Origin of the sequence: Streptomyces sp. H27-H5 (assembly GCF_026627505.1) — a bacterium.
In the GTDB taxonomy this organism is placed as follows: Bacteria; Actinomycetota; Actinomycetes; order Streptomycetales; family Streptomycetaceae; genus Streptomyces.
Genome location: NZ_JAPNLK010000045.1, coordinates 1 through 20680, shown reverse-complemented (window position 1 = coordinate 20680; position 20680 = coordinate 1). Strand labels below are relative to the sequence as shown.

27 protein-coding genes and 1 pseudogene are annotated in these 20680 nt (G+C 70.4%); 16 read left to right on the top strand and 12 right to left on the bottom strand.

The window, feature by feature from the left end; all coding sequences use genetic code 11:
* Positions 1 to 21: 21 nt before the first annotated feature.
* The gene (locus OTB19_RS22490; protein WP_267800165.1) at positions 22 to 699 is read right to left on the bottom strand and encodes a methyltransferase type 11; all 678 of its coding nucleotides are present in this window, start codon (positions 697 to 699) and stop codon (positions 22 to 24) included.
* Positions 700 to 831: 132 nt separating this feature from the next.
* Between OTB19_RS22490 and proS the strand changes: the two genes are divergently transcribed.
* From proS to OTB19_RS22410, 16 genes are all read left to right on the top strand, one after another.
* Positions 832 to 2244: a proline--tRNA ligase gene (gene proS / locus OTB19_RS22485; protein WP_267800164.1), complete on the top strand. Its 1413-nt coding sequence runs from the start codon at positions 832 to 834 to the stop codon at positions 2242 to 2244.
* Positions 2245 to 2446: 202 nt separating this feature from the next.
* The gene (locus OTB19_RS22480) at positions 2447 to 3046 is read left to right on the top strand and encodes a hypothetical protein (protein ID WP_053675136.1); all 600 of its coding nucleotides are present in this window, start codon (positions 2447 to 2449) and stop codon (positions 3044 to 3046) included.
* A gap of 260 nt (positions 3047 to 3306) precedes the next feature.
* On the top strand, positions 3307 to 3747 hold the full coding sequence (rpsP, locus tag OTB19_RS22475; RefSeq protein ID WP_053675137.1) for a 30S ribosomal protein S16: 441 nt from the start codon (positions 3307 to 3309) through the stop codon (positions 3745 to 3747).
* A gap of 2 nt (positions 3748 to 3749) precedes the next feature.
* The gene (locus OTB19_RS22470; RefSeq protein WP_030708535.1) at positions 3750 to 3989 is read left to right on the top strand and encodes an RNA-binding protein; all 240 of its coding nucleotides are present in this window, start codon (positions 3750 to 3752) and stop codon (positions 3987 to 3989) included.
* A gap of 96 nt (positions 3990 to 4085) precedes the next feature.
* Positions 4086 to 4682 carry a ribosome maturation factor RimM gene (gene rimM / locus OTB19_RS22465; protein ID WP_267800163.1) on the top strand — a complete coding sequence of 199 codons (597 nt, stop codon included), beginning with the start codon at positions 4086 to 4088 and terminating at the stop codon, positions 4680 to 4682.
* The gene (trmD, locus tag OTB19_RS22460) at positions 4682 to 5503 is read left to right on the top strand and encodes a tRNA (guanosine(37)-N1)-methyltransferase TrmD (RefSeq protein ID WP_267800162.1); all 822 of its coding nucleotides are present in this window, start codon (positions 4682 to 4684) and stop codon (positions 5501 to 5503) included. The genes rimM and trmD overlap by 1 nt, the downstream gene beginning before the upstream one ends.
* Before the next feature lie 133 nt (positions 5504 to 5636).
* Complete coding sequence (gene rplS / locus OTB19_RS22455) at positions 5637 to 5987, top strand: 50S ribosomal protein L19 (protein WP_053675143.1); 351 nt, start codon at positions 5637 to 5639, stop codon at positions 5985 to 5987.
* 44 nt (positions 5988 to 6031) lie between these two features.
* On the top strand, positions 6032 to 6742 hold the full coding sequence (gene lepB, locus OTB19_RS22450; RefSeq protein ID WP_267800161.1) for a signal peptidase I: 711 nt from the start codon (positions 6032 to 6034) through the stop codon (positions 6740 to 6742).
* A gap of 82 nt (positions 6743 to 6824) precedes the next feature.
* Positions 6825 to 7631 carry a signal peptidase I gene (gene lepB / locus OTB19_RS22445; RefSeq protein ID WP_420716888.1) on the top strand — a complete coding sequence of 269 codons (807 nt, stop codon included), beginning with the start codon at positions 6825 to 6827 and terminating at the stop codon, positions 7629 to 7631.
* A 115-nt stretch (positions 7632 to 7746) separates the two neighbouring features.
* Positions 7747 to 8661, top strand: a complete 915-nt coding sequence (gene lepB / locus OTB19_RS22440) for a signal peptidase I (RefSeq protein ID WP_267800160.1) — start codon at positions 7747 to 7749, stop codon at positions 8659 to 8661.
* A gap of 62 nt (positions 8662 to 8723) precedes the next feature.
* A complete protein-coding gene (lepB, locus tag OTB19_RS22435) occupies positions 8724 to 9488 on the top strand; it encodes a signal peptidase I (RefSeq protein WP_267800159.1) in 765 nt (254 codons plus the stop codon).
* Positions 9478 to 9978 (top strand): NUDIX hydrolase, encoded by a 501-nt coding sequence (locus OTB19_RS22430; protein ID WP_267800158.1) that lies wholly within the window; start codon positions 9478 to 9480, stop codon positions 9976 to 9978. The genes lepB (OTB19_RS22435) and OTB19_RS22430 overlap by 11 nt, the downstream gene beginning before the upstream one ends.
* Positions 9979 to 10033: 55 nt before the next feature.
* On the top strand, positions 10034 to 10342 hold the full coding sequence (locus OTB19_RS22425) for a DUF2469 domain-containing protein (RefSeq protein WP_003965949.1): 309 nt from the start codon (positions 10034 to 10036) through the stop codon (positions 10340 to 10342).
* Positions 10343 to 10456: 114 nt separating this feature from the next.
* Positions 10457 to 10843 carry a YraN family protein gene (locus tag OTB19_RS22420; RefSeq protein ID WP_267800157.1) on the top strand — a complete coding sequence of 129 codons (387 nt, stop codon included), beginning with the start codon at positions 10457 to 10459 and terminating at the stop codon, positions 10841 to 10843.
* Positions 10843 to 11985, top strand: a complete 1143-nt coding sequence (locus OTB19_RS22415) for a recombinase family protein (protein ID WP_267800156.1) — start codon at positions 10843 to 10845, stop codon at positions 11983 to 11985. The genes OTB19_RS22420 and OTB19_RS22415 overlap by 1 nt, the downstream gene beginning before the upstream one ends.
* Positions 11986 to 12154: 169 nt before the next feature.
* Complete coding sequence (locus OTB19_RS22410) at positions 12155 to 12397, top strand: helix-turn-helix domain-containing protein (RefSeq protein WP_267800155.1); 243 nt, start codon at positions 12155 to 12157, stop codon at positions 12395 to 12397.
* A gap of 107 nt (positions 12398 to 12504) precedes the next feature.
* Here OTB19_RS22410 and OTB19_RS22405 read toward each other — a convergent pair whose 3' ends face one another.
* The 11 genes and pseudogenes from OTB19_RS22405 to OTB19_RS22355 form a co-directional block, all read right to left on the bottom strand.
* Positions 12505 to 13134 (bottom strand): hypothetical protein, encoded by a 630-nt coding sequence (locus OTB19_RS22405; RefSeq protein WP_267800154.1) that lies wholly within the window; start codon positions 13132 to 13134, stop codon positions 12505 to 12507.
* Positions 13135 to 13293: 159 nt separating this feature from the next.
* Entirely contained in the window at positions 13294 to 13665 is a 372-nt protein-coding gene (locus OTB19_RS22400; protein ID WP_267800153.1) for a hypothetical protein, read from the bottom strand.
* A gap of 109 nt (positions 13666 to 13774) precedes the next feature.
* Positions 13775 to 14959: a helix-turn-helix domain-containing protein gene (locus OTB19_RS22395; RefSeq protein WP_267800152.1), complete on the bottom strand. Its 1185-nt coding sequence runs from the start codon at positions 14957 to 14959 to the stop codon at positions 13775 to 13777.
* Positions 14960 to 15053: 94 nt separating this feature from the next.
* Complete coding sequence (locus OTB19_RS22390) at positions 15054 to 16808, bottom strand: SGNH/GDSL hydrolase family protein (protein ID WP_267800151.1); 1755 nt, start codon at positions 16806 to 16808, stop codon at positions 15054 to 15056.
* On the bottom strand, positions 16787 to 17137 hold the full coding sequence (locus OTB19_RS22385; RefSeq protein ID WP_267800150.1) for a hypothetical protein: 351 nt from the start codon (positions 17135 to 17137) through the stop codon (positions 16787 to 16789). The genes OTB19_RS22390 and OTB19_RS22385 overlap by 22 nt, the downstream gene beginning before the upstream one ends.
* Entirely contained in the window at positions 17134 to 17328 is a 195-nt protein-coding gene (locus tag OTB19_RS43685) for a DUF7620 family protein (protein ID WP_420716887.1), read from the bottom strand. Before OTB19_RS43685 ends, OTB19_RS22385 begins: the two co-directional genes overlap by 4 nt.
* Entirely contained in the window at positions 17312 to 17617 is a 306-nt protein-coding gene (locus OTB19_RS22375) for a hypothetical protein (RefSeq protein WP_267800148.1), read from the bottom strand. The genes OTB19_RS43685 and OTB19_RS22375 overlap by 17 nt, the downstream gene beginning before the upstream one ends.
* 36 nt (positions 17618 to 17653) lie before the next feature.
* Positions 17654 to 17902, bottom strand: a complete 249-nt coding sequence (locus OTB19_RS22370) for a holin (protein ID WP_267800147.1) — start codon at positions 17900 to 17902, stop codon at positions 17654 to 17656.
* Positions 17903 to 17917: 15 nt separating this feature from the next.
* On the bottom strand, positions 17918 to 18763 hold the full coding sequence (locus OTB19_RS22365; protein WP_267800146.1) for a hypothetical protein: 846 nt from the start codon (positions 18761 to 18763) through the stop codon (positions 17918 to 17920).
* A gap of 64 nt (positions 18764 to 18827) precedes the next feature.
* Entirely contained in the window at positions 18828 to 19310 is a 483-nt protein-coding gene (locus OTB19_RS22360; protein ID WP_267800145.1) for a hypothetical protein, read from the bottom strand.
* Between the two features lie 12 nt (positions 19311 to 19322).
* Positions 19323 to 20680: pseudogene (locus OTB19_RS22355) on the bottom strand (hypothetical protein); the annotation flags it as partial.

The following is a 20680-nucleotide window of genomic DNA, read 5'->3' as shown; positions in this document are numbered from 1 at the left end:
CCGGACACGCGATCCGGCCCGTTAGGCCGTCCGGGCGACCACGTACCGGAAGATGTTCGGCAACCAGACCGATCCGTCGGCCCGTTCGTACGGGTGAAGCGCCTCGGCCAGTTCCTTCTCGACCTGGGCCGAGTCCGCGTGTTCGTACATCCCGGTCGACAGCAGCCCGCGCACCGCGCTGTCCACGTCCGCGTACCCGAACGGGCAGAACACCCGCCCCGATCCGTCCGGCACCAGCCCGGCCGACGCCACCATCGCGTCCAGGTCCCGCGGGGCGGGCCCGCCGCCGAGCACCGCCGGCACCGTGCACCGCTCCGCCGGGCCCCAGTCGGCCAGCACCACCACGCCGCCGCGGCGGACCGCGGGCAGGGCCGCCGCCAGGTCCGGCGGGCGGGGCGTGAAGGCCAGCACGACGTCGTACGGACGCGCCGGCGACGCCGGGGGAGCGGCGACCACCTCCAGCAGCCGCTCACGGGCCAGCGCCCGGCGTGCCGGGTCCGCCTCCACGCCCGTGGCCAGGGCTCCCCGCCCCGCGGCCAACAGCAGGGCCAGTCCGGCCCCGCAATCGAGGCCCAGCAGCCGGTCGCCCGGCCCGACCTCCAGCCGTTCGTAGACGGCTTCGTACAGCGGTACCAGCATCCGTTCCTGGATCTCCGCCCAGTCCCGGGCGACGAGCGTCGCCGTCGGCGTCGGTGTCATCGAAAGAGCGCTCCTGATTCCTTTGTCGCCCCCTGGCCCCCGTTGCCAGGGAACTCCCCATTCGCCCCCGCGTCCAGAGGAACGAGCCACCCGATTCACGCATCGCGTGCCCGGCGCCGTACCATTCGCGCCATGGCAAAGGCACCCGTTCTCACCCCCCAGGCGGAGGATTTCCCCCGCTGGTACCAGGATCTGATCAACAAGGCCGAGCTGGCCGACAACGGTCCGGTACGCGGCACCATGGTCATCCGACCGTACGGCTACGGGCTGTGGGAGCGGATGCAGCAGGAGATGGACGCGCGCATCAAGGACGCGGGCGCCCAGAACGCGTACTTCCCGCTGTTCATCCCGCAGTCCTACCTGACCCGGGAAGCCGAGCACGTGGAGGGCTTCGCCCCCGAGCTCGCGGTCGTCACGCACGGCGGTGGCAAGGAACTCGACGAGCCGGTCGTCGTCCGCCCCACCTCCGAGACGATCATCAACGACTACTTCTCGAAGTGGGTCCAGAGCTACCGCGACCTGCCCCTGCTGATCAACCAGTGGGCCAACGTGGTCCGCTGGGAGATGCGCCCGCGCGTGTTCCTCCGTACGAGCGAGTTCCTCTGGCAGGAGGGCCACACCGCCCACGCCACCTACGAGGACGCCCGCGACTACGCGGCGCGCATCCACACGGACGTCTACGGCGACTTCATGACGAACGTGCTCGGCATCGACGTCGTGCTCGGCCGCAAGACCGCCAAGGAGCGCTTCGCCGGCGCCATCAACACCCTCACCCTCGAGGGCATGATGGGCGACGGCAAGGCCCTCCAGCTGGGCACGAGCCACGAGCTCGGCACCAACTTCGCCAAGGCCTTCAACACGCAGTACCTGTCGAAGGAAGGCAAGCAGGAGCTGGTCTGGCAGACCTCGTGGGGCGTCTCGACCCGCATGGTCGGCGGCCTGATCATGTCGCACGGCGACGACAACGGGCTGCGCGTCCCGCCGCGCCTCGCGCACGTCCAGGTCGTCGTCATGGCGATCAAGGGCGACGAGGCCGTGACCAAGGTCCGCGAGCTGGGCGCCCAGCTCAAGGCCGCGGGCATCCGCGTGCAGGTCGACGACCGCGTCGACACCCCCTTCGGCCGCCGCGCCGTGGACTGGGAGCTCAAGGGCGTACCCGTACGCATCGAGATCGGCCCCCGCGACCTGGAGGCCGGCACCGCGATGCTCGCCCGCCGGATCCCGGGCGGCAAGGAGGCCGTGCAGATCTCCGCGCTGCTCGACCTGCTGCCCAGGGTGCTGGAGGAGGACCAGGCGCAGCTGCTGCGCGAGTCCCGCGAGCGCCGCGAGGCCCGCACCTCCGACGTCGCGACCATCGAGGAGGCCGCCGAGGCCGCCATCGCCGGTGGCTGGGCGCGCATCCCGTGGGCCGACCTCGGCCCCGAGGGCGAGGCCAAGCTGGCCGAACAGGCCGTCTCCGTACGCTGCCTGATCGCCCCCGACGGGTCGGTTCCGCAGGCGGACGACGCCCCCGGCACCCTCGCGATCGTCGCACGCTCGTACTGATCCACCGACCCGCCCCCGGGCGTGCGGCCCCGCGCCGCGCACCGGGGGCGGCTGTCGTTGGGCCTCGTTACGTACCGACTCCTCCGGGGATATGCGCACCCGTCCTCGTCAGGACGCATGAGACTGAACTGACTGGTACGTGCAAAAAATTTGGAATGGCCCGGAATCGGAACACCGGGGCACCCCGGCTCGTTGTCACGACGTGAGCACGACACCACCTGTTCTCGCCGCAGAGCTGGCGCAGGCGTGGGCCGATATTCAGCGGTACCACCCCGAGCTGCCTGACCTTGCCGCGCCCGAGTCCCTGATCGGAGAGTCCTCGTCCGCCTGCGGCGCCGAGCTCTCCTTCGAGCGACTGCTGCACGAGGCAGTCCACGGCATCGCAGCCGCCCGTGGAGTCCGCGACACCTCGCGGGCCGGCCGCTACCACAACCGCAGATTCCTCGCGATCGCCGAGGAGATGGGGCTGGACCACTCCGAGGAACCGCACGCCAGCAGCGGCTTCTCCCTGGTCTCGCTCAACCCCGAGGCGAAGCGGCGCTACCGCCCGACCATCGAGCGGCTGCACCGCGCGCTGAAGGCGCACACGGTCGCCACCGCCGCCGACACCAAGCGCAGTTTCCGAGGGCCCGCCGCCCGTCACGGTTCGTCCGGTGGCGGTGTGCGGGTCAAGGCGGTCTGCGACTGCGGCCGGAACGTGCGGGTCGTCCCGTCCGTACTGGCCCAGGCGCCCATCGTCTGCGGGGGCTGCATGAAACCGTTCCGCATTCCCGAGGTGGCCGTCTCGGCCGCCGCCTCCTGACGACGCCGGCCAAGGCCCGTACGGGCCGGCGCGGCCTCCGGCCGGCGGTGGCGGCATCGGTGGCGCGCGTCCGCGTGCCATCGATCACCGCTCCCCGAGAGGAAGCGCCGCAGGCATGTGGCAGAATGGCTAGCTGTACTCGACAGTCGCATAGGACCCCTCTCTCCTCCGGCTGACGCGTCCATCGGGCACCCGAGTACCGCAACCCCACGTGGCATCTCATGTGCCCAACCACGTCAAGTTCAGGAGACACCACTCCAGTGGCAGTCAAGATCAAGCTCAAGCGCCTCGGCAAGATTCGCCAGCCGCACTACCGCATCGTCGTCGCCGACTCGCGCACCCGCCGCGATGGTCGTGCGATCGAAGAGATCGGTCTGTACCACCCGACGTACAACCCGTCGCGCATCGAGGTCAACGCCGAGCGTGCGCAGTACTGGCTCTCGGTCGGCGCCCAGCCCACCGAGGCCGTGCTCGCCATCCTGAAGCTGACCGGTGACTGGCAGGCGCACAAGGGCCTCCCGGCCCCCGCGCCGCTGCTGCAGCCGGAGACCAAGGAGAGCAAGCGCCGCACGTTCGACGAGTTCGCCAAGGCCCTCGAGGGCATCGGCGAGACCAAGGGCGAGGCCATCACGCAGAAGGCGAAGAAGGCCGACAAGAAGGCGGACGAGGCTGAGGCCACCGCCGAGTCGACCGAGGCCTGAGCATGCTCGAGGAGGCTCTTGAGCACCTCGTGAAGGGCATTGTGGACAACCCCGACGAAGTGCAGGTCGCCTCGCGCGACCTGCGCCGCGGGCAGGTGCTGGAAGTCCGGGTCCACCCGGACGACCTGGGCAAGGTGATCGGTCGCAACGGCCGCACCGCACGTGCTCTGCGTACCGTCGTGGGCGCCATCGGCGGCCGGGGGATCCGCGTCGACCTCGTCGACGTGGACCAGGTCCGCTGAGACCGGCGCCGTTGACAGCGTGAAACACCGGCACGGGCCGGGGAGGGCATACGTGCCCGCCCCGGCCCGTCGTCGTCTGAACAGGAGAGACACACAGTGCAGCTGGTAGTCGCGCGGATCGGCCGCGCCCACGGGATCAAGGGTGAGGTCACCGTCGAGGTACGGACCGACGAGCCCGAGTTGCGGCTCGGGCCCGGCGCCGTGCTCCAGACCGAACCGGCGTCCGCGGGCCCGCTGACCATCGAGACGGGTCGGGTGCACAGCGGCAGGCTGCTGCTGCGCTTCGCCGGGGTGAAGGACCGCACGGGCGCCGAGGCGCTGCGGAACACCCTGCTCATCGCGGACGTGGACCCGGCGGAACTGCCGGAAGAGCCCGACGAGTACTACGACCACCAGCTGATGGACCTGGACGTGGTGCTGGAGGACGGCACCGAGATCGGTCGGATCACCGAGATCACCCACCTGCTCTCGCAGGACCTGTTCATCGTCGAACGGCCGGACGGCACCGAGGTGATGATCCCCTTCGTCGAGGAGATCGTCGCCGAGATCGACCTCGAAGAGCAGCGCTGCGTCATCACGCCGCCGCCCGGGCTGATCGACGACCGTGCGGAGATCGCTTCCGCGCGCGACGACGAAGGCGACGACGAAGGCGACGAGGAAGACAAGGCCGCCGCTCCCGGGGCAGACGCCTGATGCGTCTCGACGTCGTGACGATCTTCCCCGAGTACCTGGAGCCGTTGAACGTCTCCCTCGTCGGCAAGGCCCGGGCCCGCGGGCAGCTCGACGTCCACGTCCACGACCTGCGGGACTGGACGTACGACCGCCACAACACCGTCGACGACACCCCCTACGGCGGCGGCCCGGGCATGGTCATGAAGACCGACCCGTGGGGCGAGGCACTGGACGCGGCGCTCGCCGACGGCTACGAGGCCGGCGCGCACGGCCCGGTCATCGTCGTCCCGACGCCCAGCGGCCGGCCCTTCACCCAGGAACTCGCCGTCGAGCTCTCCGAGCGGCCCTGGCTGATCTTCACCCCGGCCCGGTACGAGGGCATCGACCGCCGCGTCATGGACGAGTACGCGACGCGCCTGCCGGTGTACGAGGTCTCCATCGGCGACTACGTCCTGGCGGGCGGCGAGGCGGCCGTCCTGGTCGTCACCGAGGCCGTGGCCCGGCTGCTGCCCGGAGTCCTCGGCAACGCCGAGTCACACCGCGACGACTCCTTCGCCCCCGGCGAGATGGCCAACCTGCTGGAGGGGCCCGTCTACACGAAGCCCCCCGAGTGGCGCGGCCGCGGAATCCCGGACGTGCTGCTCAGCGGCCACCACGGGAAGATCGCGCGCTGGCGCCGCGACGAGGCGTTCCGCCGCACCGCCGCGAACCGTCCCGACCTGATCGAGCGCTGCGAGGCGTCCGCCTTCGACAAGAAGGACAGGGCGATGCTCGGCGCGCTCGGCTGGAAGCCCTCCGTCGACGGCCGATTTTGGCTCAGGCCGCAGACCGTGGAAGAATAGGCGGCTGCTGTGTGCTCGCGGGCGCCCCTGCCACAGGGGGAACGTCGTCCGGCGAGCGACGCGGCTCCCGAATTCTCTCCGGAAACCCGCTTCGGCGACCTGTGGCGCCGTGCGAAGAAAGCAGACGAAGCACATGTCTCACCTGCTCGATGGCGTCAATGCCGCCTCGATCCGTTCCGACGTCCCGGCCTTCCGTCCCGGTGACACGATCAACGTGCACGTCCGCGTGATCGAGGGCAACCGCTCCCGTATCCAGCAGTTCAAGGGTGTCGTCATCCGCCGTCAGGGCGCCGGCGTCTCCGAGACCTTCACCGTTCGCAAGGTCTCCTTCAGCGTCGGTGTCGAGCGCACCTTCCCGGTGAACTCCCCGATCTTCGAGAAGATCGAGGTCGTCACCCGCGGTGACGTGCGTCGCGCCAAGCTGTACTTCCTCCGTGAGCTCCGCGGCAAGGCCGCGAAGATCAAGGAGAAGCGCGACCGCTGATCTCATCTCCGGGTCCAGGGGCGGGCCGGATAGGCTCGCACCCGATGGACACCGAAGCAGAGCTCACACGACGCGGCCACTCCTCCCCCGACCAGGGGGAGGGGCGGTCGCGTTTCGCGTTCTCGTGGAGGCGCGTCGGACTGCTCGGTGTGATCTGCACGGTCTTCCTGCTTCTGTTCAGCAATTTCGTCCTGCAGCCCTTCCTGATCCCGAGCCGGTCGATGGAACCGACGTTCCGGGTCGGTGACCGGGTCCTGGTCAACAAGCTCGCGTACCGGTTCGGCGACCAGCCGCGGCGCGGGGACCTCGTCGTCTTCGACGGCAGAGGCTCCTTCGTGACCGAGGGGGCCGGATCCGGTTCGATGGGCCAGAGCCTGCGCGGCGCGGCGTCCGCGCTCGGCATCGGAGACCCGTCGGAGACCGACTTCGTGAAACGGGTGGTGGGGGTGGGCGGTGACGACGTGGTCTGTTGCGACGCGGGCGGCCGGATCCGGGTCAACGGCACCACGCTCGACGAGCCCTACCTGTTCCCGGGGGACACGGCCTCGAAGGTGCCCTTCCGGATCGTCGTACCCCTTGGGACCCTGTGGGTCATGGGTGATCATCGCTCCCAGTCCCGGGACTCCCGGGACCATCTGGGGGAGCCGGGCGGGGGGATGGTGCCGGTGGAAAGGGTGATCGGGCGGGCCGACTGGATCGGCTGGCCGCTCTCGCGTTGGGGCGCCGCCGGGCCCGCGGGCGGCGGACATGGGTAGCCGGCGACGACGCGGACGCGGTCGCCGGGAGCCCGAACACTGGGTGGAGGCGCCGTCGAGGCCCGCCCCGGCACGAGGACCGGTGCCCACGACGCCCGTGCGCGAGCCCGACGGGGGCAGCCGCGCCGAACGCCGCCGGCTGGCGCGGCGGGTCAAGAGACGCAGACGGACCCGACGGGTCGGCGAGGTGCCGCTGCTCGTCGTGGTGGCCCTGTTCATCGCGCTGCTCCTCAAGACCTTCCTCGTACAGGCCTTCTTCATCCCCTCCGGCTCGATGGAGCAGACGATCCGGATCGGCGACCGGGTCCTGGTCGACAAACTGACCCCGTGGTTCGGCTCCAAGGTCGAGCGGGGCGACGTCGTCGTGTTCAAGGACCCCGGTGGCTGGCTCAAGGGAGAGGCCACCCGGCCTCCCAAGGACCCGGTCGTGGTCAAGCAGGTCAAAGAGGTCCTGACCTTCATCGGCCTGCTGCCCTCCGCCGATGAACAGGACCTGATCAAGCGGGTCATCGGCGTCGGCGGGGACACGGTCACCTGTTGTGACACCAAGGGGCGGATCACCGTCAACGGCGCGCCGCTCGACGAACCGTACGTGAACCCGGGCAACGCCCCCTCGGAGATCCGCTTCACGGTCCGGGTGCCGCAGGGCCGGCTGTTCGTGATGGGCGACCACCGCGCGAACTCGGCCGACTCCCGCTTCCACCTCGACGAGGGCTTCGAGGGCACCGTCGACGAGGAAGGGGTCGTCGGGAAGGCCGTGGTGATCGCCTGGCCGTACGACCACTGGCGCAGGCTGGAGCAGCCGGCGACCTTCCTCACGGTCCCCGATCAGGCACGACGCGGGCGGCGCGGGCCTCGTGGGCGTCGACGGGGCACGTCGGTCGCATAGTGTGTCCTCGGTCTCCCGAGCCTTAGGGAACTCCCGCTCGTTAGGGGAGGGGAGGGCCCGTTCCCGATTCGGAGCGGGCGGTGATTTCCGATGTGAGGGAGTGGATGTGGGGGATGTGGCGGTAGGCGCACGATCCGGACGCGACGAGGGCGAGGAGCGGCCGGACGACGCCGTGGGGAGCGATGCCGAGTTCGCGAGGGACGCGGAGGACGAGGGTGCCGAGGGGCGCCCGCAGCGTTCGTTCTGGAAGGAGCTGCCGCTCCTCATCGGTATCGCCCTGCTGCTGGCCCTGCTGATCAAGACCTTCCTGGTGCAGGCGTTCTCGATCCCGTCCGACTCGATGCAGAACACCCTGCAGCGGGGCGACCGGGTCCTGGTGGACAAGCTGACCCCGTGGTTCGGCTCGGAGCCCGAGCGCGGTGAGGTCGTCGTCTTCCACGACCCCGCCAACTGGCTGTCCGGTGAGGCCACCCCGGAGCCCAACTTCATGCAGCAGGTGCTCAGCAAGATCGGCCTGATGCCGTCCGCGGACGAGAAGGACCTGATCAAGCGGACCATCGCCATCGGCGGGGACACGGTCGAGTGCAAGAAGGGGGGGCCGGTCGTCGTCAACGGCAAGGAGCTGGACGAGCCGTACATCTTCCCCGGCAACACCCCTTGTGACGACTTCCCCTTCGGCCCCCTCGTCGTCCCGAAGGGCTCGATCTGGGTCATGGGCGACCACCGGCAGAACTCCCAGGACTCCCGCTACCACCAGCAGGACTCGACGCGCGGGTTCGTTCCGGTCAAGGAAGTCGTCGGGCGGGCCGTGGTCGTGGCGTGGCCGGTCACCCGCTGGTCCACCCTCCCGATTCCGGACACCTTCGACCAGCCGGGCATCGGCGACCAGGCCAAGGCGACCGCACTCGGCCTCGGGGCCGCCGGTCTGGCGCCCGTCGGGCTCGGCCCGGCCGCGCTGGGGCTCACGGGCGCGGTTCCGCTGGTCATGTGGCGTCGACGGAGGCTGACCAAGGGCCGTACCGCCCGGTAGGGTGCCGCCCAGGTCACCGATCTCCGAAGTGTGGGGGCGCTGGAATGGGCGGAACACAAGACATGAGCGGTGGCAGCGATGGCCGCGGCGGTCTCGGCAACGTGTTGTCGGGAATCGCCGTGGCCATCGGCTTCGTGCTCTTCCTGGGCGGCTTCGTCTGGGGGGCCGTGGTCTACCAGCCGTACACGGTGCCCACCGACTCGATGGTGCCCACCGTGCGCCCGGGGGACCGGGTGCTCGCGCAGCGGATCGACGGCGGCGAGGTGCGGCGCGGAGACGTGGTGATCTTCACCGACTCGCTGTGGAGCGACACCCCCATGGTCAAGCGCGTCGTCGGCATCGGGGGCGACACCGTGAAGTGCTGCGGCGAGGGCGGCCGGCTCACCGTGAACGGCCGGGAGCTGGACGAGCCGTACATCGACGACACCAAGCCCGCCACGACCTTCGACGGCGCGCCGGCGCCCGGCAGGGCGGCCTCCGACACCCCGTTCGAGGTCACGGTCCCCGAGGGCAACCTCTTCCTGCTGGGCGACCGGCGGGCCGGCTCGCTGGACTCCCGGGCACACCTCCAGGAAGCCGGTCAGGGCACGGTGCCGCGCTCGGCGGTCAACGGCCGGGTGGACGCGCGGGCATGGCCCTCCATGACGATGCTGGAGCGGCCGACGGCGTACCGGTCCCTGGCCGGCGGCGTGTCGTCGCCCGGGCCGCTGCGGCTCCAGGTGATCGCCATCGTGGCCGGCGCCGCCCTCGTGGTGGTGGGCGCGGCGTACGGGCCCCTCGCACGGGTCCTCGGGCGCGGGCGACGGGAGCGGTCCGATGCCCGCTGAGCAGGCCGAAGGCCCGCGCAAGGTGGCCCGGGTGATCCTGCTGGACCCCGAGGACCGGATCCTGCTGCTGCACGGCTTCGAACCGGACGACCCGGCGGACGACTGGTGGTTCACGCCGGGCGGCGGCCTGGAGGGGGCGGAGAGCCGGGAGGAGGCCGCGTTGCGGGAGCTCGCCGAGGAGACCGGGATCACCGAGGTGGAACTGGGGCCGGTGCTGTGGCGACGCCACTGCGCGTTCCCCTTCGACGGGCGGCGCTGGGAACAGGACGAGTGGTACTTCCTCGCCCGGACCACCCGGACGGACACCGACATGAGCGGGCTCACCGAGCTGGAGCGCCGCAGCGTGATCGAGGCCAGGTGGTGGACCTCCGAGGAACTTCTCGCGGCTCGTGAGACGGTGTACCCGACCAGGCTCGCCGAGCTGCTCCGTAGGCTGCTCGACGACGGTCCTCCGGGTACGCCGGTGGTCTTGGCCCCGGAAATCGTTTAGGGGCGCGGGGGCCTGGCGCACAATAGGGGGACGCACGGCTGAAGGGGAACATGCCATGAGCGCCGAGGACCTCGAGAAGTACGAGACCGAGATGGAGCTGAAGCTCTATCGGGAGTACCGCGACGTCGTCGGGCTGTTCAAGTACGTGATCGAGACGGAACGCCGTTTCTACCTCACGAACGACTACGAGATGCAGGTGCACTCGGTTCAGGGGGAGGTCTTCTTCGAGGTCTCGATGGCCGACGCCTGGGTCTGGGACATGTACCGGCCGGCTCGCTTCGTGAAGCAGGTACGGGTGCTGACCTTCAAGGACGTGAACATCGAGGAGCTCAACAAGAGCGACCTCGAACTCCCGGGCGGCTGACGGGCGCCCCGTCACCCCTGTGGGTGGCGGGGTTTTCCACAATCCCCCGGTTGTCCACCAAGATCCACTCGGTGGGCGGGGACGCGGGATCGTCGGTGCCGGAGGTGGTGCCGGATGAACGCGAAGAGCGTGGCACAGCAGGCGTTGGGGCGGTACGGCGAGGAACTGGCGGTGCGCCGGCTGGCCGAGGCCGGGATGACGGTGATCGCGCGGAACTGGCGGTGCCGCAGCGGGGAGATCGACATCGTCGCGCGGGACGGCGACGCCCTCGTCGTGTGCGAGGTCAAGACGCGCAGGGCCGGCAGGCCCGAACACCCCCCTTTTGAACACCCCATGGCCGCGGTGCGGCCGGGCAAGGCCGAACGGCTGCGACGGCTCGCCGGGCGCTGGCTCGCCGACCACGGCGGACCGCCCCCGGGCGGCGTGCGGATCGATCTGGTCGGCGTCCTGCTGCCGCTCCGCGGCGCGCCCGTGGTGGAGCACGTCAGGGGGGTGGCCTGATGGGATTCGCACGGGCCTGCTCGGTCGCCCTGGTGGGCGTCGAGGGCGTGGTCGTCGAGGTCCAGGCCGACCTTGACCTCACCACCGCCACCGGTCGCATGATCGCCCGGCAGCTCGGCGTACAGGCCCGGTACGAGGTCGAGCGCATGGTCGAGCGACAGAAGCGCTCCCGTGACCAGATGGCTCAGATGGGCAAGCACTTCGGTGGCCGACGGCCCTTCGGCTGGGAGGTCGACGGCATGACACCGATCGAGGCCGAGGCGGAACTGATTCGGGAGGCGGCACGGAGCATCCTTGCCGGCGCGTCGATCCACTCGATCCGCCGGGAGTGGGCAGAGCGCCAGGTCCGCACCAGCACGGGCGGGGAGTTCGCGCACTCGGAGATCCGGAAGATGCTGCTGCGGCCCCGGAACGCGGGCATCGTCGTCCACCGTGGCGAGGAGGTCGGGCCCGCACGCTGGCCGGCCGCCCTCGACGAACCGACCTGGCGCAGCGTCGTCGCGATCCTCACCGACCCTAGCCGCAAGATCGGTCCCGTCAGCAACGCGCGGAGCTCGCTGGGCACTGGCCTCTACTTGTGCGGCGAGTGCGGCGGCACGGTCGTGTCGTCAACCGACGGCGCCGGTAACCACCCGGACCGAGAGCGAATGCTGAACTACAGGTGCCGGAGTCAGCGGCACCTGTCCCGTCGCCGCGACATGGTGGACGACATTGTCCAGCTGGCTGTCCTGGACCGACTGTCCCGGTCGGACGCGGCTGACCTCCTGGCCGCCCGTGAGGACCCTGTGGACGTTCGGGGCGCCCAGGAGGACCGGCGGCAGGCGCGGTTGGTCCTGGACGGCCTGGCGGGCGCTCTGGGGCGCGGGGAACTGGACATGCGGTCCTGGACGTTGGCGTCAGAAGCGGCACGGCACCGGATCGCTGCGGCCGACGAGACGCTCTCGCAGGCGGTGAAGGTCAACCCGGTTGCGGGGCTGCTGGCCGCCGAAGATATCGAGGCGGCATGGGCGGGCCTTGACCTGTCTCGCCGGCGCGCGGTCATCTCGTACCTGATGACGGTGACGATCAACCGTGCTCGACGCGGCAGGCAGCCGGGTGGGGGGTACTGGGACCCGAACTCGGTGGCAATCGTCTGGAAGTGAAACAGGGCCCCCGCCCGTCGGCGGGGGCCCTGCTGGCCGCTCCCACCGCCTGGGGGGCTAGGTAGGGAGGGCCGGTATGGGTGGGCGCTCATGCCCGCATATATGCAAGATCACGCAAAGTAGGGTGCACCCTACATACTTCGGTCCATGATCACGCCAACGTGAACGAGTGCCGCGCTCAGGACCACCCGATCACGTCATCGCACGTCGGAGACGTATCGGTGACCAGATTCGGGCGACTCGGCTGGAGCGCAATTTGACGCAGGAGAGGGTTGCCCTCCACGCAGGGATGGACCGCGCGTCATATGTGCGAATCGAGCAGGGTCAGGCCAGCCCGCTCCTCGACACCCTGATCCTCATCGCCGACGCCATCGGTGTCCCGCTCTCGCAGCTGGTGCGAGAACACGGGTAGGTGAGCGGAACCGGCTCTACTACTTGTGGCATGCACTCACCGTACGGGTCGAACAGACTTCCGGGAAGCCCCGACCGGCGAGACGCCGGCCGAGGCGGTCCCCCGTGTCAGCCGGCCATCGCTCCGCACTTGCTGCAGACGTACGGCCCCGAGCCGATCGGCTGGTTGTTCTCGTCCACCTCGACCGTTTTGTACATGGTGCCGCCGCAGCCCGGTACCGGGCAGCCTGCGGTCTGAATGAGCTGGCCCATGGTGGCCTCCATCTGAGTGGTGATCTGACGGTCTGCATGGCGCTGATCAGTCACCTCCCGTGCCTTGGTGCCCTCCGCGATGGCAGCGTCCAGCAGGGCCATTACGCGCGCCGTCTCCGCCTCGCGAGCGCGGACGTCGCCCGTGCTCTCGTCGGGGAGCCGCCGGGCCCCGCAGCGGCACCACCACTGCCGAACGCCGCTGGCCGCGCTCTCGTACATCGCGTTGCCGCAGCGGTGGCAGTCCATGGTGTCGTCCTCTACGCGGCCGCAGGAAGAGCAGACCCAGACGTCACGCTGTCTCCACATCGTGCGGAGGCAGCGCGGGCAGCCAGCCGTGCGGATGCCGTCGGGGCCGTACGGGGGTGGGTCTGGTGTCGTCGCGGCGTACGCCACGATTCGGGCGCGGGTCCGGTCGTCTGCGTCAGCAGCCATACGCAGGAGCCGCGCAACGCGCGATCGTGCCTCGTCGGCGAATTCGGTGGTCATCTCGCGCGTAGGGTATGTGGCCCTCAAGCCGCGGGAGGGGCGCGTTGACCCGAATGCCCCACACGAGTGGTGCGAGTCACCTGCCGACCCCGATGACGATGGCGGTGAGGATGCCGAGCACGACCAGGACGTAGGAGAGCTGACGTGCGCGCTCGTCCGTCACCGCGGCCTGCAGGCCGAGTCGCGGACGTCGTGGGCCCAGGCCGCCGGGCGGCCGTCCGTCGACGTCTGGATGACGCTCTGCCCGCCGGCGCGGATCGGCGCTCCGCAGCGGGCGCAGGGCTGCCCCGCCGCAGCGGGCGCCACCGCTTCCAGGGCGTCGGGGGGAGCGGTGAACTCCAGGCCCGAGGCGTCTCGGATGAACGCGGTCCGTGTGTGCGTAGTACGCCCGGCGACGGTGCCGACCGACTCGCGGACCACGGCCATCAGCACACCAGTGCGGTCCGTCTGCCGGTCGCGGACCTGCTGACGCAGCAGCGGATGCCGGACGTGATTGAACGTGTCGCCAGGCGGGTTCTCCCGTACTTCCATGCCCGTGCTCCCTACCGTCTTCAGCGGGTGGTGAGAACGAGTGTGAGGGCACAACAAGGCCCCAACTATCACCAGTTGGTGATAGCTGGGGCCAAGGCTTGACAGGGCGTCAGACGCCCAGCCAGTTGCCGTACGAGAGGAAGCTACCCGGGAGCTGCCGGCGCGCCGCTTCCAGACCGGTGTACGTGTCTCGCACCGTTTGGTGATAGCGGGCCTGCTGCGGCGCCGCCTTCCGTGCCTTCAACAGGTTCTGGAACGAATTGTCGAGATCACCCGTCCACATCTGGGCGCGGGCGAGCTCCGCGAAGTGATGTGACTTCCTCGACTGCGGCCAGTCCTGTGGGACACGCACGCTCCGCCCCATCCGGGCGGCCTCCGTGTACTCGTCCAGCTCGGCCAGGATTGACACCCGGTGAACCTCGACGTTCGTCGGACCGAACGCCAGGTAGTGGACCTTGGCGGCCTCGCCCGTGCCTGTGGCGATCCGCTCGGCCTCGGCCAGGTGCCCGTCCGCCTTGTCTTTGTCCTTCGACCGGCCGGCCATCACCGCAGCTCCAAGGTGGAGCTGGCCGGTCACGACCTCCCGCTCCCGCCCAGGGGCAGCCTGCTCAAGGATCGACAGACCCAGGTCGGTCAGGCGCTGTCCCGTGCGGTACTGCCCGTCGCGGAGGTAAGTCAGGGCTCGCATATATCGGTAGATGCCGCCGAGGGCTGCGCTGGAACCGCGCTCGGCAGCCCAGTCCAAGCGGGCGAGGGCGATAGCCGCGAGGTCGCCGAACCCGAGCTTCGAGGCGACGTCGTACGCACTGCGGTAGGTACTGGCGAGCAGGAGCCACCGGCTGTCACTGGGGTCCATGTGCGCTGCCGTGGTGGCTTCCTGGATGAGGCCGGGTACCAGGCCGGCGGCCTGCTTGATCTCTCCGGCGCGTACTGCGACCAGCAGGGCCTCGGCGTCGGCGGCGAGGAGTTGGTGTGGGCGCGGTGCGATCTCGGGATCGGCGCCGAGGTCGTACACGTCCAGTGCTTCGCGGATGGGCCGGATGAGGATGTCCAGTTGGTCCTCGCGGAGTTCGGCCGCGTACGGCTGGCCGGTGACCGTGGCGACGTCGACACGCAGGGCGCGGGCCAACTGGCCGATCGTGTAGGGAGAGAACGGCTTCACACCCTGCTCGCCCTTGCTCACTGCGCTAAGGGAGAGACCGGATAGGTCGGCAAGAGCCAACTGCGTGAGGCCGCGTTCGAGGCGCAGGCGCTTCACGCGCGCGCCGGTGTGGTCATGAGGAAGAGCATGCATACTGGGCTCCAGTTCTGACTCGACACCAGAACGGTACTCGCACACGCAGAAATTGCCCCCTCCCGCCCGTAGGCGAGAGGGGGCACTGTGCGTCTCAGGCGGGCATGAGCTCGCGGATTGCGGCGGTGATCCGGCGGGCGAGGTAGGCGTGGCCGGCGTCGGTGGGGTGGATGGCGTCCGTGCCGATGTAGCCGTCCGCGTTCCCGCTGCCGGTGGTGGCGCCCGCCCGGCCGGTGCCCGTGATCCATGCCCCGTGCGTGGCGACCAGAGTCCCCGAGGCGTTGTAGATGGCTCCGGTGATGGGGCTGATGAACGGATACCCGGCGGCGGCTGCCGCCGTCCTGAGGGTGGCGTCCGTGTTCGTGAGCGAGGCTCCGGGACTGCCGGTCGGCGACCAGCAGCCGAGGACGTACACCTCGCAGGCGGGTAGGCCGGCTCTGATCGTGGCGTACAGGGATGCCGCGGCAGTGGCGATGCTGCCCTGGCTGCCGCCGCTGTCGTTGTAGCCGGCCCAGACGATGAGCCGCGTCGGGTTCCAGGCGATGACGTCCGCCGCGACGCGGGTTGCGAGGGTGGCGTAGGAGCCGACGGTGATGTAGCCGGTGCCGCCGCGGGCCTCGTCCCACGCGTCGTTGGAGCCCAGGAGCCGGGCGGCTCGCTGGAACCAGGTGCCTGCCCCACCGCCGGTGTTCATGGCGGAGCCGTCGGAGAGGCTGTCGCCAAACACCATGGATCGGCCGCCGATTGCGACGGTGGACCAGATGCTGGCGCCGGGCGGGAGGAAGACTCCGCCGAAGGGCACCGTGTAGAAGTCGAGGCGGATGACCCGCGGTATGGCGGAGCCGAGGTCGAAAGACATCAGGTGGGTGCTGCCGGCGGTGGTGCCGCCGACGGGCTGCATCGTCTCGGTAACTTTGCGGCCGTCGATGCTCAGCCGGTACGTCCCGGCGGTCTGGTAGTTGAACCTCAGCTGGAACTTGTCCGCGTCCGTCCCGAACTCGACCGACCAGACGGCTTGTGAGCTGGTCAGGTTGCCGCGGGTGTTGGGGTAGCGGGAGGTCGGCAGCACGTACCCGGAGTCGGGGGTGCCGGTGCCAACCTGGACTCCTCCGGCGTTGAGGATGGTGAACGGGCCGGTGACGTCGCTGCCGGCGAGCGTCACCCCGGCCGGGGCGTACTTGATGTACGTGGCGGTCGGGGTACCGGTCTGGGCGGTGCCGATGGTCGGCGCGGCGCCGGCGTACAGGCCGTCTGCGACGACCGGGTCGGGGAGGTCCCTGCGGCGCCAGGCGGTGGCGACCGGCCCGGCCGGGCCCGTCGCGCCGGTGGCCCCGGTCGCACCTGCGGCACCCGTCGCGCCGGTGGCCCCGGCCGGTCCGGGAACACCCTGAACGCCTTGCGCGCCGGTGGCACCAGTTGCTCCCGTCGCGCCGGGGATGCCCTGTGCGCCGGTGGCTCCGGTCTCGCCCTGCGGTCCGGGCGGTCCCTCGAGGGGCAGGTATCCGACGGCCCCGGGGTCGGCGGCGATCAGTTTGGTGATGGCGATGGGCTGGCCGTCGCCGGCGGGGAGCAGGAAGTACCAGACCCGCACGCGGGTCCCCTTGGTGTGCTCCTCGTACCGCCAGAGTCGGCCGGTGGTCGGCTCGACGTCCTCGGCGTCCGTGGTAACGAGCTCGGCGGACCAGGCGCCCGCGACGTACGGCACCTGCACCCCACCGGACGCCAGGACTTGGTTGCCGTCCTGGTCGACCCAGCGCGCGGGGTACGGGGCAAGGACGGCGTAGCCCTCGGCGGTCTCGCCGGCGATGGGGCTGGTGACCAGACCGGTCACGGTGCGGGTGGCGGGCATGGCTCCTCCTGCACGGTCGGTCGGGTGGCGCGCTGGGCAATGATCACCAGGCGGGTGCGCTGGATCATCAGTACGGCAATCGCGAGGAGGACCGCGGTGCGCAGGCTGCGGAGCACGATCGCGGCGCAGCCGGTGGGCCAGAGGGTGATCAGTACGGTGTACAGGCACAGCCCGCCGATCGCGCCGGCGAGCAGCATGACGTTGCGGCCGAGGGTGGAGCGCCACCACGGGGCCTGCAGGCCGTACACGAGCCCGAAGACGGCGCAGGACAGCGCAGCGATCGACGAGCCGACCACGTTCACCCATTGGTCGGCGGTCAGTTGCATCATGGTGTGCCCCCTCGTAGCACGATGCCGATGCGCTCCGCGAAGTGGTTCTCTCGCCGTGCCTCGCGCAGCACGCGGGCCGCGGCCTCGACGGCAGGGCGGCGGTCCTCGGCGGCCTGCAGGGCGCACTGCGCGCGGTCCAGTGCGCCCTCGGCCGCTCGCTGCCCGGGTGACGGCCTACTCCTGCCGATCATGCGCTTCAGCCAGCCGAGCATCCGCCACCCCCTCAGTCGAGCGTGGCAGCGACGTCAGTACATGCCCGGCGGTGCGCGAGAGTTCGAGGAGCTCGGTCGTCATCTCACGCTCGGCCTGGCGGGCCGCCTCGGACTTGCCGTGTGCGGACCGCCAGGTGTCCCGCTCCTCTCTCATGTCGAGGAGAGTGGAGCGGGGGACCAGGCGGCCGGTGAGGATGAGGAGCACGACCAGGACGACGAGGCCGGCTGCGCCGAGGTCGGTCGGGCTGACCCCGAAAAGCGTGTCCATGGGCGGCTCCTGCGGTGTGCGTAACGGGGCGACGGGTCAGAGACGGGGCAGGGCGCTCGGCCGGCGCCGTACGGTCTCGGTGATGCCCGGGCCCTCCGCGCCGCCGGAGGTGGCTATCGCGGTGAGGACGGCCAGGACCGCGGCGAGGCCGCCGATGGAGCCGGCCTGCCCCCAATTCACGTCGAGGATGCCGAGCTGGTCGGCGGTGATCGACGCAAGAACGCCCTGGGCGGCGGTGCGGACGGCGCGCTCGGCGGTCGCCTTCCAGAACAGCAGTGTGAGCATGGGGTGATCTCCTGATCAGTCGATGACGGTGAAGCCGTGCACCTTGCCCAGGCGGGCGAGGCTGGTCCTGCCGGGGATGCCGTCGGCGTCGGCGCCCGTGTAGGCGCCGCCGGCCTTGCTGCGCTGCCACGCGGCGTACGCGGACACACTCAGGGAGCCGAAGGACCCGTCATGTGCGTAGGCGTCCTTGAGGAGACCCGCGCGTGCCAGCGCGACCTCCACCACGTTGACCTCGGCGGGGTAGGTGGTGCCGCCCTGCCGGAGGCCCGGGTCTCGTCGGGCGGCCGCCGCGATGTGTGCCGCAGACACCCGAACTTCCGGCGGGGCCGGAGGCGGGACGGACGCCGTGCGCGTGCCGCCCAGCTTCGGGTCAGCGGACACAGTGCCCTCGGTGAAGGCCGGGACGCCGTACCCGTACGGGCTGCCCGGGCCCCGGCGGGGCCGGACGCGCTGGTACACCCCGTCGCCCTGGAACGCGCCGCCCGCGTTGGTGTTGCCCTCCACGGTGTAGATCGAGTTGTCGTCATAGGCGTAGACGACGCCGACGTGGTCCTCGCCGACCTTGCCGAGGTAGAACGGGCCGCCGAGGACGGGGTACTCGGTGAACCGGCCTGCCTTCTTCCACCAGTCGACGGCGTAGTAGCAGGACGCGGTAATCGGCCAGAGGGAGCGGGCGCCGAGCTCGTCGGCGCCCCACGCGGTGAATGTGGCGCACCAGGCTTGGCCCTGGCTCCACTCCAGCCCGGGGGTCTCCGGGGAGAACCGCTGGATGTTGTTCCAGTTGCCGTTCTTGTCGCGGCCCTCGTGGTAGCCGGTCTGGGATCTGAGGATGTTCACGTATGCGGTACGGGACAGGGGCATGAGGGCCTCCGGGAATGAGGAACGCCCCGGCCAGTGGGCTCGGGGCGTGCGGGAGTGGGGAGGGTCAAACGGGCTTGTACGCGAGGCTGATCGACAGGTTGTCGGTGTTGCCCCAGGTGAAAGGCCGGCTGGCATTCCATTCACCCGGCGTTGCGCCTGTCGCTGCGGTCGGCGACAGAGCCATGACGAATGCGTCGCCGGACAGGACGCGTGCGGCCCCCGGGTAGTAGGCGCCGCCGGGATCGAGGGCCACGGCGGTGCCGAGGTACGACATGCCGGCGGCGCCCAGCGAGGCCGCGGCGAACGGCAGCGCGAACTTGAACTGACCGCCGCCGAATGTGGTGGTGCTGCCGGCCACCAGCGAGATCCTCACGCGGCAGATCCCTCCGGAGAGGGCGTACTCGCCCTCCAACGTGCCGTTACCGAGGGAGACGGCGGCGCCGGTCGAGGACGTCCAGGTGGGTGTGTACGGCGTCCAGATACCCGAGATCGCGTTGAGGCGGGCCGCCGTGGTCCGCATGCTGGCCAGCCATCCGGTGTACGCCATGGGTCCTCCTGCTCAGTAGCTGATGATCGGGGCCTGCGCGAGCGCGACCGGGGTACTCGACGACTGCGCCTTGGCGATTCCGTTGACGGACCTCGTCACGGTGAATGTCTGTGGACTGGACGCGCCGCTGATGGCGGTCACCCGCATCACCTCGCCGCCGACCTCGATGTCCACCGGCAGGTCACTGCCCGTGGTGGTCCACAGCGGCGCGCCCACTGTGGCGACGGACAGGGACGTCGCGGTCGCGTTGACGCCCGAGGCGAGCGTCGAGGCGCTGGTGTCGGCGCGGCCGGTGACGGGGTCGTCGACGACGGACACCGTCCATGGGCCGGCCGGGCTGCAGTTGAGGGTGATGGTCCAGAACCTGGACGGTGGTTTGCGGGTCTCGGTGTAGCCCTCGACGATCAGGTCGATCGGGCCCGGCGGCAGCCAGTCCGGGGGGTTGATGATCTGGATGCGGTCGCCGATGTCCAGGTCGAGGATGGCGGGGATCAGGTGCGGTGCCGCAGCCAGGTCGACGGTGACCGCGGGATATCTGGCCTCGGTCCAGGTGCCCAGGTGGAGCATGTGGCCGGCGATCTGCTCGGGCTGCGCGTCGGTGGCCAGGGACAGGGTGACGGATTCGTCGTAGGTACCGACACCGGCCGGCGGGGCCTGCACGGACAAGGCGCCGGTTTCCAGCACCGCGCGTGCGGAGCTGCCCCCTATCCGGGTGACGCGGATGTCGTTGCGGACCCGCTGGTCGTCGTCGATCGGCTCCAGGGGCGGCGCGACCTCCCTGTTGGCCGCGTAGTCCAACGTCAACGCGATGGGCTGGTTGTAGCGCGCCTCTCGGGAGCGGTAGCGCAGCCCGAGGGAATCGCGGTCCTCGTACAGCACCCCTCGGTCGGAGGCCTCGCACTCGCCCAGGAGGGCGAGCAGGGTGGCCGGGCGCTGGGGCCCCATCGCGGTGCTGGCCACGTCGCTGAAGATGGGCACGCCCTCCTCCGCGCACAGGCGGTGGAGGCGGACGGACGCCCCTTCGCCGAGCCATCCGTCGTCGGCGCCCTGGTACGCGACCGTGCTGGTGTCGCTGAAAACCGCGAGGTGCCCGAGCCGGAGGTCGGCCGCGAGGGGCCCGAACCGGGTGTTGATGGCGGTGACGATTCCGGGGGTTCCCGTCACCGTGGCGTCGTTGCCCCAGCCTCCGCCGGAGACGTCGACCCAGCCGACGCGGTACTTCACGTTCCCGCCGCCCATGTCGGTGGCGGTGACCTCGAACCGGGTCCAGGCTCCGTGGAAGCCGAAGCCGGCGGTAAGGACGGCGACGGTGACGACGGTGGCGCCGGCCGCGTCGTAGCCGGTGAGCGTCACGGCGGTCGCGTCCACGG

What these genes read in the sequence shown, in the direction of transcription:
- OTB19_RS22490 (WP_267800165.1), bottom strand. Translation starts at nt 699, where the DNA reads ATGACACCGACGCCGACGGCGACGCTCGTCGCCCGGGACTGGGCGGAG.
- proS (WP_267800164.1), top strand. Translation starts at nt 832, where the DNA reads ATGGCAAAGGCACCCGTTCTCACCCCCCAGGCGGAGGATTTCCCCCGC.
- OTB19_RS22470 (WP_030708535.1), top strand. Translation starts at nt 3,750, where the DNA reads ATGCTCGAGGAGGCTCTTGAGCACCTCGTGAAGGGCATTGTGGACAAC.
- trmD (WP_267800162.1), top strand. Translation starts at nt 4,682, where the DNA reads ATGCGTCTCGACGTCGTGACGATCTTCCCCGAGTACCTGGAGCCGTTG.
- rplS (WP_053675143.1), top strand. Translation starts at nt 5,637, where the DNA reads ATGTCTCACCTGCTCGATGGCGTCAATGCCGCCTCGATCCGTTCCGAC.
- lepB (WP_267800161.1), top strand. Translation starts at nt 6,032, where the DNA reads ATGGACACCGAAGCAGAGCTCACACGACGCGGCCACTCCTCCCCCGAC.
- lepB (WP_267800159.1), top strand. Translation starts at nt 8,724, where the DNA reads ATGAGCGGTGGCAGCGATGGCCGCGGCGGTCTCGGCAACGTGTTGTCG.
- OTB19_RS22430 (WP_267800158.1), top strand. Translation starts at nt 9,478, where the DNA reads ATGCCCGCTGAGCAGGCCGAAGGCCCGCGCAAGGTGGCCCGGGTGATC.
- OTB19_RS22425 (WP_003965949.1), top strand. Translation starts at nt 10,034, where the DNA reads ATGAGCGCCGAGGACCTCGAGAAGTACGAGACCGAGATGGAGCTGAAG.
- OTB19_RS22420 (WP_267800157.1), top strand. Translation starts at nt 10,457, where the DNA reads ATGAACGCGAAGAGCGTGGCACAGCAGGCGTTGGGGCGGTACGGCGAG.
- OTB19_RS22415 (WP_267800156.1), top strand. Translation starts at nt 10,843, where the DNA reads ATGGGATTCGCACGGGCCTGCTCGGTCGCCCTGGTGGGCGTCGAGGGC.
- OTB19_RS22405 (WP_267800154.1), bottom strand. Translation starts at nt 13,134, where the DNA reads ATGACCACCGAATTCGCCGACGAGGCACGATCGCGCGTTGCGCGGCTC.
- OTB19_RS22400 (WP_267800153.1), bottom strand. Translation starts at nt 13,665, where the DNA reads ATGGAAGTACGGGAGAACCCGCCTGGCGACACGTTCAATCACGTCCGG.
- OTB19_RS22395 (WP_267800152.1), bottom strand. Translation starts at nt 14,959, where the DNA reads ATGCATGCTCTTCCTCATGACCACACCGGCGCGCGCGTGAAGCGCCTG.
- OTB19_RS22390 (WP_267800151.1), bottom strand. Translation starts at nt 16,808, where the DNA reads ATGCCCGCCACCCGCACCGTGACCGGTCTGGTCACCAGCCCCATCGCC.
- OTB19_RS22385 (WP_267800150.1), bottom strand. Translation starts at nt 17,137, where the DNA reads ATGATGCAACTGACCGCCGACCAATGGGTGAACGTGGTCGGCTCGTCG.
- OTB19_RS43685 (WP_420716887.1), bottom strand. Translation starts at nt 17,328, where the DNA reads ATGATCGGCAGGAGTAGGCCGTCACCCGGGCAGCGAGCGGCCGAGGGC.
- OTB19_RS22375 (WP_267800148.1), bottom strand. Translation starts at nt 17,617, where the DNA reads ATGGACACGCTTTTCGGGGTCAGCCCGACCGACCTCGGCGCAGCCGGC.
- OTB19_RS22370 (WP_267800147.1), bottom strand. Translation starts at nt 17,902, where the DNA reads ATGCTCACACTGCTGTTCTGGAAGGCGACCGCCGAGCGCGCCGTCCGC.
- OTB19_RS22365 (WP_267800146.1), bottom strand. Translation starts at nt 18,763, where the DNA reads ATGCCCCTGTCCCGTACCGCATACGTGAACATCCTCAGATCCCAGACC.
- OTB19_RS22360 (WP_267800145.1), bottom strand. Translation starts at nt 19,310, where the DNA reads ATGGCGTACACCGGATGGCTGGCCAGCATGCGGACCACGGCGGCCCGC.